We start from the raw sequence: 14241 nt of genomic DNA, 5'->3' as shown, positions 1-14241 counted from the left end.
GTTCAGGATCGTAATAATCGCGTGAGAGATTTCATCGCCGCGTCCGCCACCTGGGCGGGGGGCAGCTGCCACAGCACCGGGTTGTTCAGTTCCAGCGACACGTACCCGGCGTAGCCGATCTCGCGCAACCGGCGGACGATCGGCTCCAGCCGGAAGTCGCCCTCGCCGGGCAGCACGCGGTCGGCGTCGGTCATCACCTCCCGGGGAACGCCGGCCACGTCGCAGACTTGCACGTGAACCACGTTCTTCGCCGTGAGCCGCTCCAGGTCTTCGGGCTTGCTCGGCCCCTTGTAGTAGTGGAACACGTCGAGGCAGACGCCGACGTTCGGCTCGCCGCAGCGCTCGACCAGGGTGAGTGCGGTGTCCAGGTTGTTCAGGAAGGCGTCGCCGCCGCGGAACTCCAGGCCGAGCGTCACCCCAAAGCCCGCGGCCCACTTGGCGGCTTCCGTCAGCGACACGAGCGCCCGGCCGAGGCTGGGGCCGTCCGGCTTCTGGGCGAAGTCGGCGGCGACGAGCAGCGTCGGGATGGCGAAGCGCTGGCACAGCTCGAGCCGCCGGCGGAAGTGCTCGAAGTGCGCCCGCCGGGCCTCACCCTGCGACAGGAGCAGCCCGCCCTGGTAGGCCGCGGCCGCGAGTGTTATCCCCTGTTCGGCCAGGAACGCGGCCGTGGACTCGGCCGACACCGCTTCGAGGTGTTTTTCCAGCTTCGTCAGCCACACCTCGGCGGCGGGGAGGCCGGCGGCGGCGAACGCGGCCAGGTCGTCGGCGACGGCCGCGGGCATCGTGCAGGCCTGACTGACGCACGGCTTCATCACGCCTTCCTGACGTTCTTCTTGTTCTCCTTCTGCTTCTCGTTCTTCGGCGGCACCGGCGTCGGCTCCGGGCTCGGCTCGAACCACCCGAAAATCCAGGCCGCCAGCAGCAGCATGGCACTCGTGTGCAGGCAGAGGCCGAGGATGATCAGGAGCCGCGTCCGCTTCTGGTCGGCGGGCTTGCGCTCCTTGTACACCGGCCCCGCGGCGGCGTGCGACGTGGTGAAGGCGTCGGTGTCCGGCGCCCCCCACTCCGCGCCCGCGGCCGGGAACGACTCGGCCGACTCCGGCACGGCCGCCGCTTCCGGCACCGGCGTCGGGTGCGCGGGAACGGGCACCGCCGGCGCGACCGTGCCCGGCCGGCAGTACGGGATCAGTGCCATCTCCACGTCGGCGAAGCGGGCGAACCGCTGCTCGGGCCGCTTCGCCATCAGCCGCTCGACGACGGCGATCAACGGCGCCGGCAGGTCCGGCCGCAGCGAGCCGAGCGGCAGCGGCTCCGCGGTGCGCACCTGCTGGAGGAGTTCGTCAGGGTTCGACGCGGCGAACGGCGGCTTGCCGGTCAGCAGGTAGTACAGGCTGGCCCCGAGGCCGTACTGGTCGCCGCGGGCGTCGTACCAGGCGTGATCGACGCGCTCCGGCGGGAGGTACGCGATCGCCCCCAGGGCCGGTGGTGCGGCCGACGCCGCGGGGCGGAGCGGCACCAGCCCGAGCTCCGCGACCTTCACCGCGGCGTTCGGCGCGGGGCGGCGCTTCGCGTGGCCGTCGTCGGTCGACTTCACCGTCATCGGGCCCGCGAGGAGGCTCGCGGGGCGGACGTCGCCGTGCCAGAGGCCGCGCTCGTCCACGGTGCGTAGGGCCGACGCCGCCTGCCGGCCGAACTCCGCGGCCAGGAACGCCGGCATCGGGCCGATCTCGACGACCAGCTGTTCGAGCGTGTCCATGTCGGCCGGCTCTTCGACGGCGGCGTAGAACTCGTCGCCGCTCGCCCCCGCGTCCAGCGGCGCCAGCAGGTTCGGGTGGTACGTCGGGAACGACCGCGCCCGCTGCACCAGGGCCGCCGGGTTGTCCGCCGGCAGGAGCGCGGCGGGGCGCAGGCGGCGGAGCACGACCGGGGTGCGGAGCGACGGGTGGAGTGCCCGGTAGGCGGTGCCGCCGGGGCAGGGGCCGATCTCGTCGAGGACGGGGTAGCCGGCGAACGTGAGGTCGCCCCCGCGGCCGGCGCGGAGGGCGTCGGCCTGGAAGCGGGTCAGCGCCCCGCGGTCTTCCAGGTACGCGCACAGGGCGTCGAGGTTTTCCTGAGGCACGTCGGGCTGGCGGATCAGCTGCTCGACCTGCTCGGGGATCAGGACGCGATTCGCCTTCGCTTCGTCGAGGAAGCCGGCGATCGATTCGGAGGGCATCGGCGGGGCTCGGTCCGGGGTCGGCGGGTGAGGGGATTGTATCACCCGGCGGGGCGGTGGGGCGGACACGTGTTGCCCCCGCACCGCAGTGCGGGTATGGTCCGCCGGTCGCGCAGGGGGGGTGCCATGGTGAAGGCGGAGCCGCCGCGGGTGGCGGTGATCGGGGCCGGACCGGTCGGCGTCGAGGCGGCGCTGGCCGCGAAGGCCGCCGGCTGCCGCGTCAGCGTCTACGACCGCGGCCAGGTCGGCGAGCACCTCGCCCGCTGGGGCCACGCGCGCATGTTCACGCCGTTCGGCATGAATACGACGAGTCTGGGCCTGCAAACGCTTCGCCAGGAGCGCCGCGCCAAGGACGTACCCGCGGACACTGACCTACTCACGGGCCGGCAGTTCCGCGAAGCGTACCTCGTGCCGCTGGCCGAGTCCGAGGCGCTGCTTGAGTGCATGAACCCGCAGCACGCCGTGCTGGCGATCGGCCGGGCCGGGTCGCTCAAGAAATCGGAGCCGGACGACGGCCGCCGCCCGTTCCGGCTGCTACTCCGCGGCGCGAACGGCGCCGAGCGGATCGACACCGCCGACGCCGTACTCGACTGCACCGGCACGTTCAACACGCCGAACTGGCTCGGCGACGGCAACCTCCCCGCGGTCGGCGAGCTGGCCGCCCGGCCGCACATCGCCGCCGGCTTCGAGGACGTTCTCGGCGACCGCCGCGGCCACTACGCCGGCAAGAGTATCGCCGTGATCGGCGACGGGTACACGGCCGCGGCGACGGTGCTGCAACTGGCCGCGCTCGCCGAGGAGCACGCCGAGACGTGGGTGTTCTGGCTCACGAACGGCCCGCGCGGCGCCCCGCTGCCGCGGCTGGCGAACGACCCGCTGAAGGAGCGCGACCGCCTCGCGGTGAAGGCCAACTCGCTGGCCACCCGCTGCGACGGTAACCTCGAATTCCACGCACAAACACTGTTGGACGAGGTGGTGTGTCACGGCCCGGAGCAGGGCTTCCGCGTTGGCGGCCGCGGGGCCGGGAAGCCGGTGACGTGGGAGGTCGAGCGGGTGATCGCGTGCGTCGGCTACCGCGCCGACCTGCGGCTGAGCACGGGCCTGAAGGTGGACGAGCCGACGGGCCGGCCCGAGACTCGCGAGCCGGGGTACTTCTTGCTGGGCGCAAAGAGTTTCGGCCGCGATTCGGGCTTCCTGCTGCGCGACGGCCACGAGCAGGTGCGCCGCGTGGTGGCGCTGCTGACGGGGCAGGGGGTCGCGCTCCGGCGCGCGGCGTGAAGCGGGCCGCCCGTTACCGCCACGCCCCCAGGCTCGTTGCCATCACGCCGACGAAGAACACTACCACGACCAGGATGCCGACCGCCGCCGTCGTGAGCCAGCGGGCCGTGGGGTTCTCCGCGGGCGCCAGGTCGGCGACGGCCGGCCGGAGGTGGCGGGTCACTTCCTCGAACAGCCGGTCGTCGTTGCTCACCCAGCGGAGCGAGACGCTCTTCCCGGCCGCGAACGGCTCCAGCTCGAACAGCGGGTCGGGGCCGGACCACAGGTTGCCGGTGCGCGTCACGGCCTTGCCCATGTGGTCGAACACCTCGGCGACCGCCGCCTCGACCGCCCCCGGCTCGACGTTGTAAATCACCAGCGACCGCCGCCGCAGCACGAGCGTGAACAGCCCGCCGCCGACGACGACGAACAGGTAGCCCGCGGCGACGGCGAGCCACGCCATCTGCTCCTCCGCCCAGGCGGCGCGGAGGGCTTCGAGGTTGCGGCGGAACAGGTAGCGGGCGTTCGACTGGAGCAGCGTCAGGACCAGGCCGCCGCCGAACAGGATGAACCCGGACAGGCCGCCGCAGAGGGCGGCGAAGTCCCACCCGCCGGGGACGACGGTGGGGCGGCGCTTCTTGTTGAGGACGGCGAGCCAGAGAAGGTACAGCGCGAGCGGCGCGAGGCAGAAGATGCCGGCCAGGCAGACCACGAGGGCGAACGCGAACACGGGTCGGTCCTGGAGGCGGCGAGAGCGATTCGGGCAGGATACGGCGCGGGGCGCCGACGGCGAGCGGCCGGCGTCAGGCGACGGGTGTGCCCGGAGCCCCGAAGGGGCGGCAGTCAATAGCCCAGGGCGTCAGCCCTGGGAGGCCTGCCGCCCCTTCGGGGCTCCGGACGTTCCGCGCCCGTCGCGCTACTCCTTACCGAGCACGAGGTCCACGACCCAGCACCCGCGGACGTGCGGCCCGTCGCCGCGGCAGTGGGTGAGGATGGCGGCATCGGCGCAGCCGGCGTCCTCGAGCGCGTCCGCGAGGACCGGCATGGGGCCGAAGCCCCGCGACTCGTACATCCCGCGCGCGAGCCCGACCACGGCCTCGGTGCGCCATGTCGGTGAGAACGGTGACGGGTGGAATGGATTGCCGGACACACACCGGACCAGTGGCACCAAGGTCCGCCGCTGTTCATCGAGATGCTGCGATCTCAAGGCCTCCCGATCATCCCGGCGTCGTGAATGGGCGACGAGATAGGAGGTGTCCTGAACGGCCTGCTCAAGACGGCCGCCGTAGCTACCTGCCCATGAGTTCGGTGGGGCGGGTATCCCAGCAAGGCAGTTCGCCGCGGCGTTCCCAGCATGGTACATGAGGTTGTTCTTCTTTTCTTGCCGGTAACCGTCGATCCAAAGGAACGCGCGTTCCGGCATATCACGGCGCAGGGTCATCGCTTCGATGGTCACCGGCCCTCCGTCGGCGATTCGTTCTGCGAGTACGACCGCACGCAGCGCCTGCGGAAAGTGCAGGATCAGTTCATCAATCCGGCGGCAACACGCGACTGCAAGCAAGCGGTGTTTCCGCTCGCTGAGATGAGTGCCGATCCAGTCCACCATTAGCCAGGCGTCATTGAAGCCGACCCACGCTATCGCCGCCTCCGTCATCGCTCACCCCCGCAGCTTCCGCAGCATCTCCCACAGCACGGCGGCGATGTTCCAGGCGTCGTCGTGGCCGCGGTGGTGGGTGCCCTCCAACTTCAGGCCGCTCAGGGCCATCGCCTGCGGCAGACCCAACTCCGACGGCAGCGCCCGGCCGGCCGCGAATAGCGTCTTGATGTTCAGGTGGCTCGGGCCGAACGGGTAGCGCACGCCCGTCTCACGGCACTGCTTGTCGAACTGCTTCCGGTCGTAGTCGCCGAAGCTCGCCCACAGCCGGGCCTGCGACAGGTACTCGTCCTCCAGCATCTTGCAGGCGTCCTTGAACGCCACGCCGCCGGCCACCTGGTCCTGCGTCAGCGTCGTCAGTTGCGTGCAGAACGGGCTCACCGTCGAGCGCTCCGGCCGCACCAGGATGCTCTTCTTCTCCAGCCGCCGGCCGGTGCTCAGCTCCAGCGGGCACAGGCCGATCTCGATGATGTCGTTGCTCTGCCCCTTCGGCGGGTAGCCGCCGTCCCAGCAGGTCGATTCGATGTCGATGACGAGAACCTGATCGAGCCGCTTGGCCATCGGCGCTCCACGGGTCGCGGACGACGGGCGAACCGCGATAAGTCTATTGGAAGGCGAACCGGCGGCGTCGGCCGCCGGGTGTGCGCGTGGGCAACCTGCCACCCTCACCCGGCGGCCGACGCCGCCGGTTCGCCGCTTGAAACTCGCGGCGCGAAACGGGACACTGAGCGGATGGACGTGCTCATCACCGCGGACGAGATCCGCGAGCGCATCGACCGCATGGCGGCGGAGATCGGGGCCGCGTACCACGACGGCCGGCCGGTCACCGTCGTCGGCATCCTCACCGGCTGCCTCGTCTTCATGGCCGACCTCATCCGCCGCATCGACCTTCCCGTGCGGGTCGCGTTCATCACCGCGTCGAGCTACCGCGGCGAGGCCACCACCCCCGGCAAGCTCCTCATCCGCGACGAACTCCTCCCCGACATCCGCGGCCGGCACGTCCTTCTCCTCGACGACATCCTCGACACCGGCAAGACGCTGACCCGGGTGGTGGCCCACCTGCTCGACCGGGGGGCCGAGACGGTCAAGGCCGGCGTGCTGCTGCGGAAGGTCGGGCGGCAGGAGGTGCCGTTCGACCCGGACTTCGTCGGGTTCACCATCCCCGACCGGTTCGTCGTCGGCTACGGGCTCGACTTCAACGACGAGCACCGCCACCTGCCGTACATCGGCGTCCTCGACGGGCCGGCCGCGTGACCGCCGCCCGCCTGCTGTTCCTGGCCTCCGACCTCGGCGCCACCGGCGCCGCGAAGCAACTCGCGCTCCTGCTGCCGCGGCTCGCGGCGGACGGGGTCACGCCCGCCGTCGCGGTTCTCGGGAATGACGACACGGATGCCGCCGTTCGCCTCCGCGCCGCCGGCGTGAGCGTGCAGGCGACACCGCTGCGGTCGGCGTTCGACCCGGCCGGTCGGCGGAAGCTGCGGACCCTGGCCGCCGCGTTCGCCCCCACGGCGGTCCACGCGTGGGGGCCGTCGGCCGTGCAGGCCGGCCGCGCCCTCAGTCGCTGGGGCGGGCCGCCGCTGGTCGCGTCCGCGGCGGCGCACCCCGGCACCGGCTTTGGCGGGTGGGCGGCAACGCGCGCGCTCCGCGCCGCGGACCGTGTCGTCGCCGCGTCGTGGGCCGAGGCCGACGCGTACCGCCGGCTCGGCGTTGTCGGGGACAACTTGACGCGCATCCCCCCCGCGGTCGAACCCGCCCCCCCGACCCCGGACCGCGCCGCGGTCCTGAACGACCTCGGGCTGCCGCCGACGGCTCGCCTCATCCTCACAGCCGGCAGGCTCGAACCGAGCGACGGCCTGAAGTCCGCCATCTGGGCGTTCGACATCCTGCGATACACCTTCCCCGACCTGCACCTCGTGGTCGTCGGGGATGGCCCCGGCCGGGCCGACCTCGACGCGTTCGTGCAGTCCCTTGCCTTCGACGACGTGCGCGTTCACTTCGCCGGCGCGCGGCCGGACCTGCCGGCGCTGCTGGGGCTGGCCGAGGCGGTGTGGGTGCTCCAGCCGCGCGGCGGCGTGAACCTTGCACTGGAGGCGATGGCCGCCGGCCGGCCGGTGGTCGCCTGGGGCAACCCGGACCTGACCGAGGTCGTCGAGGACGGCGAAACCGGCTTCCTGGTCGCCGTCGGCGACAAGGCGCAGGTGTCGGCCCGCACGCACGTCCTGCTGTCGGTCCCGGCCTCCGCGGCCCAGTTCGGGGCGGCGGGGAAGGCCCGCGCGGCCGAGCGGTTCGACGCGGGGCGGATGGCCGCCCCGTTCGCCCGGGTGTACGACGAACTCCCCCGCCGCTCCCGCGGCGGCTCTCCCTGACCGGACGGGCAAAGCGATGCGCGGCGTGCTGACGGTCATCCTCGCCGGCGGGAAGGGGTCGCGGCTCGAACCGCTGACCCGCGACCGGGCCAAGCCCGCCGTGCCGTTCGGCGGGCTGTACCGGATCATCGACTTCACCCTGTCCAACTGCATCAACAGCGGCCTCCGCCGCATCCTGGTGCTGACGCAGTTCAAGTCGCGGTCGCTGGACCGGCACATCCGGGCCGGGTGGAGCTTCATGAGTCCGGAACTCGGCGAGTCGGTCGAGGTGCTCCCCCCGCAACAGCGAATCGACGAGACGTGGTACAAGGGGACGGCCGACGCCATCTACCAGAACATCTATTCGATCGAGCGCGAGGACTGTGACCTGATCATGGTCCTGGCCGGCGACCACATCTACAAGATGGACTACGCCGGGATGATCCGCGCCCACCGCGAGCGCGGGGCCGACGTGACCATCGGCTGCATCCCCGTCCCGCTCCCGGAGACGCGGCACTTCGGCATCCTGGAAACGTCGCCGGACGACTGGGCCAAGAGCTTCCTGGAGAAGCCGGCGACCGCCCCGCCGATGCCCGGCGACCCGCACCACGCGCTCGGGTCGATGGGGATTTACGTGTTCCCGACGCGGCTGCTGTTCGAGTTGCTGTGCGAGGACGCGGCGACGCCGGGGAGCGACCACGACTTCGGCAAGAACGTGATCCCGCGGATGATCGAGAACGGGCAGCGGGTGTTCGCCTACCGGTTCCGCGACGAGAACCGCAAGTCGGTGCCCTACTGGCGCGACGTCGGCACCCTGGACGCCTACTACCAGGCGAACATGGACCTGATCGCCATCGACCCGGTACTGAACCTGTACGACGGCGACTGGCCGATCCGCACGTTCCACCCGCAGCTGCCGCCGCCGAAGTTCGTGTTCAGCGCCGACGGCCCGCCGGGCCAGTCCCGCCGCGGCGAGGCGCTCGACAGTCTGGTCTGCCCCGGGAGCATCGTGTCCGGCGGGCAGGTGCGGCGGAGCGTGCTGTCGCCGCGGGTGCGGGTGAACAGTTACGCCGTCGTGGAAGATTCGATCCTTCTCGACGGCGTGGACGTGGGCCGGTACTGCCGCGTCCGGCGGGCGATCATCGACAAGGAGGTGAAGCTGCCGCCGTACACGGTGCTCGGCTACGACACCGAGTTCGACCGCCGTCGCGGGTTCACGATCACCGACGGCGGCATCGTGGTCGTGCCGAAGACGGAGCCGGCGGACACGTTCCTCGCGCCGAACCCGCTACCCGGCTGACGCCGGGAACGACCACTTACCCATGACCCGCCAATGACCAAGGAAGACCAGCCTCGTTTACCCTGGTCATTGGTGGCTCATTGGTAATTGGTCATTTCGCGCGGCGCTCCCACAGCAGCAGCGACGTGATCGTCTTGGCGTCTTTCACCTCGCCGCTCAGGCACATCCGCACCGCCTCGGCCAGCGGCACCGTCACCGGCTCCAGTTGCTCGTCGGCCTCGAGCGCCATCGGGCCGGGCGTCAGGTCCTCGGCCACGAACAGGTGCAGCTGCTCGTTCATCACGCCGGGCGAAGCGTACAGGAAGCCCAGGTACGTCCACCTCGCCGCGGTGTAGCCGGTCTCCTCGGCCAGCTCGCGCCTCGCGCACGCCTCCAGCGGCTCGTTCGGCTCGCGGGTGCCGGCGGGAACCTCCCACAACGTTTCGCCCACCACCCAGCGATGATTCCGCAGCAGGACCACGGTTTCCGCATCCAACACCGGCAAGATCACCACCGCGCCGGGGTGCACGATGAAGTCGCGGCGGACGGTCGAGCCGTCCGCGGCGGTGAAGGTGTCGATGGCGACCGAGACGCGGCGGCCGGTGTAGACGATCTCGCGGGGCATCGGGGCGTCTGCCGGAAGTGCGGGAAGGGGGCCGAATTGCGGCACGCTCCCGGCGATGATAAGATGACCCGCGGGGGCAGGCAACCCGCCGGCCGGCCAGGGACGGGGTGGCTCGATGCGCGATCCGATGAGCTGGGCATTACCGCTCTTCCGGGCGTCCGGCATCCCGGTCAAGCTGCACGTCTTCTTCATCATCGTGACGCTCGGCCTGTTCGTCCGTCAGGTCACCGCCAAGGACAACCCCATCGAATGGGGCGACGTGTTCCTGTTCACCATCGTCCTGTTGTTCGTCGTCATCCTGCTGCACGAGTTCGGCCACGCCTTCGCCGCCCGCGCGCTCGGCGGCGAGGCCCGCGAAATCCTCATCTGGCCGCTCGGCGGGCTGGCGATGGTCGAGATCCCGAACACGCCGCGGGCGCACCTCCTGACCGCCGTCGCCGGGCCGGCCGTGAACGCGCTCATCTGCGTGGCCGTGGCGGTCCCCCTGCTCGTGTCCGGGTTCGTCCCGAACGCGAACCCGCTGGCCAACCCGTTCGTCTCGGAGATGTACAACTACCGCGACGGCCGCGACCACACCAGCGAGTACGGTCTGAAGGTGTACAAGGCCGGCACGAACGAGCAGCTGCCGCAGAGCGTGCTGTACGACGTGCTGACGAAGCGGCAGGAGACGGGCTTCCAGAGCCGCGTGGCGTGGAAGCCGGAGACGGCCGCGGAAGTGGCGGCGGGAATGCCCGGCGAGCGGGCCGTCGCCCCCGGCTGGGCGGTGTGGCTGAACCGCACCTTCTGGCTGTCGTGGGTGCTCCTCCTGTTCAACCTGGTGCCGGCGTACCCGCTCGACGGCGGGCAGGTGCTCCAGTCGGTGGTCTGGGGCCGGTCCGACCTCCGCCGGGGCGTGACCGTGGCGGCGTACACCGGGTTCGCGTTCGCGTTGATCTTCCTGATCGTGTCGGTGGCGGCGAACGAGACGCTGTTCATGGGGCTGTCGCTGTTCATGCTGTACTCGTGCTCGCAGCGGCTCCAGCAGCTGGACACCGACGAGGGGCCGTTCGGGTACGACTTCTCGGCCGGGTACACGAGCCTGGAGCGGGACGACGAGCCCCCGCCGCGGCCGAAGCGGAAGCAGGGGGCGCTCGCCCGCTGGTGGCAGGCCCGCAAGGCGCGGAAGATCGCCGCCGAGAACGCCCAGCGCGTCCGCGACGAGGAGCGGATGGAGGAGCTGCTGGGCAAGATCGCCGCGACCGGAATGGGCTCGCTGACCGACGAGGAGCGGCGCTTCCTGGAGCGCTTCAGCGCCCGCTACCGGCGGGAATGACCAACGACCAATGACCCACCAATGGCCAAGGAAAACCAGCATCGGCTTCCTTGGTCATTGGTGGGTCATTGGTCATTCGGGGAATCAAACCGCGGCTCAAGAGAATCGCTACACGTGATCGATCCGAAAACCTTGTCGGGCTTCCGCGACTACCTCCCCGCGACGATGATCCCGCGCGAGCGGATCGTGGGGTGCGTCCGCGACGTGTGCCGCTCCTACGGCTTCACCCCCATCGACACGCCGGCCGTCGAGTCGCTCGACGTGCTCCTCGGCAAGGGCGGCGACGAGTCGGACAAGCTCGTCTACCGCGTGCGCAGCGCCAAGGCCGAGAAGGAGGAAGCCGGCCTCCGCTTCGACCTCACGGTGCCGTTCGCGCGGTTCGCCGCGCAGTACGTCCCGCAGCTGGGCACGCCGTTCAAGCGGTACGCGACGGGGCCGGTGTGGCGCGGCGAGCGGCCGGGGAAGGGCCGGTTCCGCGAGTTCTGGCAGTGCGACTTCGACACCATCGGCACCACCTCGAACGCCGCCGACATCGAGACGGCGCTCGTCATCAACGACCTGTTCGCCGCCATCGGCATCGACCGCTTCGAGGTGCGGGTGAACAACCGGCTGCTGCTCAACGGTCTGCTCGATCTCTACGGCCTGAGTGACAGGGCGGTGCCACTGTTGCGCTCGCTCGACAAGCTGCCGAAGATCGGTCGCGACAAGGTGGCCGAGGAGATGCTGAAGGAAGCGGCCGTGACCGCCGACCAGGCCGCCCGCGTGCTCGACCTCGCCGAAACGACCGGCAGCAACGAGGAGGTGCTGGCGCGAGTCGAATCCTTCTTCGCGGGCGCGCCGAACGACAAGGCCGCGGAAGGGCTGCGGCGGCTGCGCGAGTTGCTGTCGGTGGCGAACGCGGCGGGCGTGCCGGACGGCCGGTTCCGCATCGACCTGAGCATCTGCCGTGGCCTCGACTACTACACCGGCACCATCTACGAGACCTTCCTGACCGACCTCCCCGGCATCGGCTCCGTCTGCTCCGGCGGCCGGTACGACAACCTCGCCAGCCTGTACACGAAGCAGGTGCTGCCGGGCGTCGGCGCGTCGCTCGGGCTCGACCGCCTCATCGCCGCGCTGGAGGAGATGAAGCACCCGCTGCTGGGCGGCGCGACCACGCCCGCCGACGTACTCGTGGTGCAGTTCGACGCGGCCCGGCTCGGCGACTACCAGCGCGTGGCGCGGCTGCTGCGGGCGGCGGGCGTCGCGGTCGAGGTGTACCCGGACGCGAAGAAGGTGGGCCAGCAGTTGCAGTACGCCGAGAAGCGCGGCTTCCGCGTGGCGCTGATCGCCGGCTCGGCCGAGTTCGAGCAAGGCGTGTGGAAGGTGAAAGACCTGGCGCGGCGCGAGGAAGTGGCGGTGCCGGAGGCGGAGGTGGTCGCGCGCATCAAGGCGAGCCGATGAACCGCGACAACCACTACGAGGCGGCATTCGAGGCGTTTCTCCGCGCCCGCGGCGTGGCCGTCGTCCCCGTGGTGGAAGCGCGCCGCAGCTACCTCGACGACGAGGACGCCAAGTCGCCCGACTTCCTCGTCATCGGCCCGGACGACGCCCGACTCGTCGTGGACGTGAAGGGCCGCAAGTTTCCCGGCGGTGCCGCCGACCGGCCGCGGAAGGTGTGGGAGCACTGGGCGACCCGCTCCGACGTGACCGACCTCGCGCGCTGGGCGGCGCGGCTCGGGCCCGGCTTTCGCGGCGTGCTGGCGTTTGTGTACCAGGTGCTGCCGACGGTCGCGCTCCCGGACGACACGCTCGACCTGTTCGCGCACGCCGGCCGCAGCTACCTCGCTCGCGGCGTCGCCGTCGAGGACTACGCCGGGCACATGCGGCCGCGTAGCCCGCGCTGGGGCACCGTGGACATCCCGACCGACACGTTCCGGCAGCTGGTGAAGCCGTTCACGGCGTTCCTGGAAGCGCCCGAGGAGTCCGTGGTATGACGCCGCTCCGCGTCGGAATCGTGGCCGAGGCGACCGGGCGGCCGATCCGACTCGCCGTCGCCGAATCGGCGCGGATGGGTGCGACCGCGATCCAGGCCGACGCCGTCGGCGACCTGCTTCCCGCCCAGCTTGGCGAGACGGGCCGCCGCGAGTTTCGCAACCTGCTGCGCTCGTACTCGCAGGACCTGGCCGCGCTGCACGTCCCGCTCCGCCGCGGGCTCGACATCCCCGCCGACCTCCAGCCTCGAATCGACGCCGTTCGGAAGGCGATGCAACTGGCCTTCGACCTCGGCGGCCGCCGCGTCGTGGTGCCGTGCCCGAAGCTGCCCGACGAGTCCGAGTCGCCGCGGGCGCAGCTGATGCGCGAGTCGCTGACCGCACTCGGCCAGTTCGGCGACCGCGTGGGAACTATGGTGGCGCTGGAAATCGGCTTCGACCCGGCCGACAAGGTACGCGAATACCTGGCGACGTTCGACACCGGCAGCCTGAAGGTGACGTTCGACCCGGCGAACCTGATGGTCCACGGCCACGACCCGCTGGCGAACCTCGCGCCGCTGAAGGGCGTGGTGGCGCACGTCCACGCGCGCGACGCCCGCAACGCCGGCCTGAGTCGCGGCATTCAGGAAGTGCCGCTCGGGGCCGGCGACGTGGACTGGCTCGCGTTCACGGCGACGCTTCAGGTGATGGAGTTCGACGGTTACCTGTGCGTGGACCGCGAGCAGGGCGAGAACAAGCTCGCCGACGTGACCAACGGCGTGAAGTTCCTGCGGCGGTTCACGGGGCCGCTGCTTGGCTGACGCCGCGCAACTCGTCCAGCGCCGCGCCGATGTCGGCGGCGCGCATCAGCGACTCCCCCACCAGTACCGCCCGCACCCCGGCCGCGCCGAGTCGTTGTAGGTCGGCGTGCGTGCGGATGCCGCTTTCGCTGACGACCACGCGGTCAGCCGGAATCTTCGCCAGCAGGTCGAGCGTGTGGGCGAGCCGCGTCGTAAACGTCCTCAGGTCGCGGTTGTTGATGCCGATCACGGTCGACCCGCACTCCAGCACCCGAGGCAACTCCTCGGCGTCGTGCAGTTCCACGAGCGTGTGCAGGCCTAGCTCGGACGCCTCACGCTGGAGCGTCGCCAGCCGGTCGCCGGGGAGGCACTCGGCGATGAGGAGCGCGGCGTCCGCCCCGGCGGCGCGGGCCTCGAGCAGTTGGTAGCGGTCGAGAACGAAGTCCTTCCGCAGCACCGGCACCGGCACCGCCCGCCGCACCGCCGTGAGGTACGCCAGGCTTCCCTGGAAGTAGTCGGAGTCGGTGAGCACGCTGATCGCCGCGGCGCCGTGGGCCGCGTAGGCGGACGCGATTGTGACGGCGTCGAAGTCGGCGCGGATGACGCCGGCCGACGGCGACGCCTTCTTCACCTCGGCGATGACGTTTACCTGCCCGGCCCGACCGACGGCCCCGGTGAAGTCGCGTGCGGGCGGCAGGTCGGCGATTCGGTGTTCGAGTTCGGCGTCCGGCGCCGCCTCGCGGGCGGCCTTGATCTCGCGCCACTTCGTCGCCATGATCCGGTCGAGGATGGTCGGCATTCC

The 14241-nt window shown here is 71.0% G+C and carries 15 protein-coding genes; 8 read left to right on the top strand and 7 right to left on the bottom strand.

The window, feature by feature from the left end; all coding sequences use genetic code 11:
- Positions 1-2 precede the first annotated feature (2 nt).
- Both ETAA1_RS17600 and ETAA1_RS17595 read right to left on the bottom strand, forming a co-directional pair.
- Positions 3-812, bottom strand: coding sequence for a sugar phosphate isomerase/epimerase family protein (locus tag ETAA1_RS17600; RefSeq protein ID WP_145240702.1), 810 nt, complete (start codon positions 810-812; stop codon positions 3-5).
- The gene (locus ETAA1_RS17595; protein WP_145240700.1) at positions 812-2215 is read right to left on the bottom strand and encodes a serine/threonine protein kinase; all 1404 of its coding nucleotides are present in this window, start codon (positions 2213-2215) and stop codon (positions 812-814) included. Before ETAA1_RS17595 ends, ETAA1_RS17600 begins: the two co-directional genes overlap by 1 nt.
- 126 nt (positions 2216-2341) lie before the next feature.
- Between ETAA1_RS17595 and ETAA1_RS17590 the strand changes: the two genes are divergently transcribed.
- Complete coding sequence (locus ETAA1_RS17590; protein WP_145240698.1) at positions 2342-3493, top strand: NAD-binding protein; 1152 nt, start codon at positions 2342-2344, stop codon at positions 3491-3493.
- 13 nt (positions 3494-3506) lie between these two features.
- Here ETAA1_RS17590 and ETAA1_RS17585 read toward each other — a convergent pair whose 3' ends face one another.
- The 3 genes from ETAA1_RS17585 to ETAA1_RS17575 form a co-directional block, all read right to left on the bottom strand.
- Complete coding sequence (locus tag ETAA1_RS17585; protein ID WP_145240696.1) at positions 3507-4202, bottom strand: hypothetical protein; 696 nt, start codon at positions 4200-4202, stop codon at positions 3507-3509.
- Positions 4203-4388: 186 nt separating this feature from the next.
- A complete protein-coding gene (locus ETAA1_RS32925) occupies positions 4389-5126 on the bottom strand; it encodes a hypothetical protein (RefSeq protein ID WP_238389243.1) in 738 nt (245 codons plus the stop codon).
- Between the two features lie 3 nt (positions 5127-5129).
- Positions 5130-5687: a 3'-5' exonuclease gene (locus ETAA1_RS17575; protein ID WP_145240694.1), complete on the bottom strand. Its 558-nt coding sequence runs from the start codon at positions 5685-5687 to the stop codon at positions 5130-5132.
- A gap of 171 nt (positions 5688-5858) precedes the next feature.
- On the opposite strand from ETAA1_RS17575, the gene hpt reads away from it, so the two are divergent.
- The 3 genes from hpt to glgC are packed head-to-tail and all read left to right on the top strand — an operon-like array spanning position 5859 to position 8771.
- Positions 5859-6380 carry a hypoxanthine phosphoribosyltransferase gene (gene hpt, locus ETAA1_RS17570; protein WP_145240692.1) on the top strand — a complete coding sequence of 174 codons (522 nt, stop codon included), beginning with the start codon at positions 5859-5861 and terminating at the stop codon, positions 6378-6380.
- Positions 6377-7492 (top strand): glycosyltransferase, encoded by a 1116-nt coding sequence (locus ETAA1_RS17565; protein WP_145240690.1) that lies wholly within the window; start codon positions 6377-6379, stop codon positions 7490-7492. Before hpt ends, ETAA1_RS17565 begins: the two co-directional genes overlap by 4 nt.
- A gap of 16 nt (positions 7493-7508) precedes the next feature.
- Positions 7509-8771 carry a glucose-1-phosphate adenylyltransferase gene (gene glgC / locus ETAA1_RS17560; protein WP_145240688.1) on the top strand — a complete coding sequence of 421 codons (1263 nt, stop codon included), beginning with the start codon at positions 7509-7511 and terminating at the stop codon, positions 8769-8771.
- 91 nt (positions 8772-8862) lie between these two features.
- Here the strand turns inward: glgC and ETAA1_RS17555 are convergent, their stop codons facing one another.
- Positions 8863-9375, bottom strand: a complete 513-nt coding sequence (locus ETAA1_RS17555; RefSeq protein ID WP_145240686.1) for an NUDIX hydrolase — start codon at positions 9373-9375, stop codon at positions 8863-8865.
- Between the two features lie 115 nt (positions 9376-9490).
- On the opposite strand from ETAA1_RS17555, the gene ETAA1_RS17550 reads away from it, so the two are divergent.
- From ETAA1_RS17550 to ETAA1_RS17535, 4 genes are all read left to right on the top strand, one after another.
- Positions 9491-10687 (top strand): M50 family metallopeptidase, encoded by a 1197-nt coding sequence (locus ETAA1_RS17550; RefSeq protein ID WP_145240684.1) that lies wholly within the window; start codon positions 9491-9493, stop codon positions 10685-10687.
- Positions 10688-10801: 114 nt separating this feature from the next.
- The gene (hisS, locus tag ETAA1_RS17545) at positions 10802-12130 is read left to right on the top strand and encodes a histidine--tRNA ligase (RefSeq protein ID WP_238389242.1); all 1329 of its coding nucleotides are present in this window, start codon (positions 10802-10804) and stop codon (positions 12128-12130) included.
- Positions 12127-12663 carry an HYExAFE family protein gene (locus tag ETAA1_RS17540; RefSeq protein ID WP_145240681.1) on the top strand — a complete coding sequence of 179 codons (537 nt, stop codon included), beginning with the start codon at positions 12127-12129 and terminating at the stop codon, positions 12661-12663. The genes hisS and ETAA1_RS17540 overlap by 4 nt, the downstream gene beginning before the upstream one ends.
- Entirely contained in the window at positions 12660-13460 is an 801-nt protein-coding gene (locus ETAA1_RS17535) for a sugar phosphate isomerase/epimerase family protein (protein ID WP_145240680.1), read from the top strand. Before ETAA1_RS17540 ends, ETAA1_RS17535 begins: the two co-directional genes overlap by 4 nt.
- Here the strand turns inward: ETAA1_RS17535 and trpC are convergent.
- Positions 13438-14238, bottom strand: coding sequence for an indole-3-glycerol phosphate synthase TrpC (trpC, locus tag ETAA1_RS17530; RefSeq protein ID WP_145240679.1), 801 nt, complete (start codon positions 14236-14238; stop codon positions 13438-13440). The genes ETAA1_RS17535 and trpC overlap by 23 nt on opposite strands.
- Positions 14239-14241 lie beyond the last annotated feature (3 nt).

The sequence above is a fragment of the Urbifossiella limnaea genome (assembly GCF_007747215.1).
GTDB lineage: Bacteria > Planctomycetota > Planctomycetia > Gemmatales > Gemmataceae > Urbifossiella > Urbifossiella limnaea.
Note: the sequence above shows the minus strand (reverse complement) of the source record. Positions and strands in the feature narration are given on the sequence as shown.

Bases quoted from the DNA above. Each gene is read 5' to 3' on its own strand.
- ETAA1_RS17600 (WP_145240702.1), bottom strand. From the start codon at position 812: ATGAAGCCGTGCGTCAGTCAGGCCTGCACGATGCCCGCGGCCGTCGCC.
- ETAA1_RS17595 (WP_145240700.1), bottom strand. From the start codon at position 2,215: ATGCCCTCCGAATCGATCGCCGGCTTCCTCGACGAAGCGAAGGCGAAT.
- ETAA1_RS17590 (WP_145240698.1), top strand. From the start codon at position 2,342: ATGGTGAAGGCGGAGCCGCCGCGGGTGGCGGTGATCGGGGCCGGACCG.
- ETAA1_RS32925 (WP_238389243.1), bottom strand. From the start codon at position 5,126: ATGACGGAGGCGGCGATAGCGTGGGTCGGCTTCAATGACGCCTGGCTA.
- ETAA1_RS17575 (WP_145240694.1), bottom strand. From the start codon at position 5,687: ATGGCCAAGCGGCTCGATCAGGTTCTCGTCATCGACATCGAATCGACC.
- hpt (WP_145240692.1), top strand. From the start codon at position 5,859: ATGGACGTGCTCATCACCGCGGACGAGATCCGCGAGCGCATCGACCGC.
- glgC (WP_145240688.1), top strand. From the start codon at position 7,509: ATGCGCGGCGTGCTGACGGTCATCCTCGCCGGCGGGAAGGGGTCGCGG.
- ETAA1_RS17555 (WP_145240686.1), bottom strand. From the start codon at position 9,375: ATGCCCCGCGAGATCGTCTACACCGGCCGCCGCGTCTCGGTCGCCATC.
- ETAA1_RS17550 (WP_145240684.1), top strand. From the start codon at position 9,491: ATGCGCGATCCGATGAGCTGGGCATTACCGCTCTTCCGGGCGTCCGGC.
- ETAA1_RS17540 (WP_145240681.1), top strand. From the start codon at position 12,127: ATGAACCGCGACAACCACTACGAGGCGGCATTCGAGGCGTTTCTCCGC.
- ETAA1_RS17535 (WP_145240680.1), top strand. From the start codon at position 12,660: ATGACGCCGCTCCGCGTCGGAATCGTGGCCGAGGCGACCGGGCGGCCG.
- trpC (WP_145240679.1), bottom strand. From the start codon at position 14,238: ATGCCGACCATCCTCGACCGGATCATGGCGACGAAGTGGCGCGAGATC.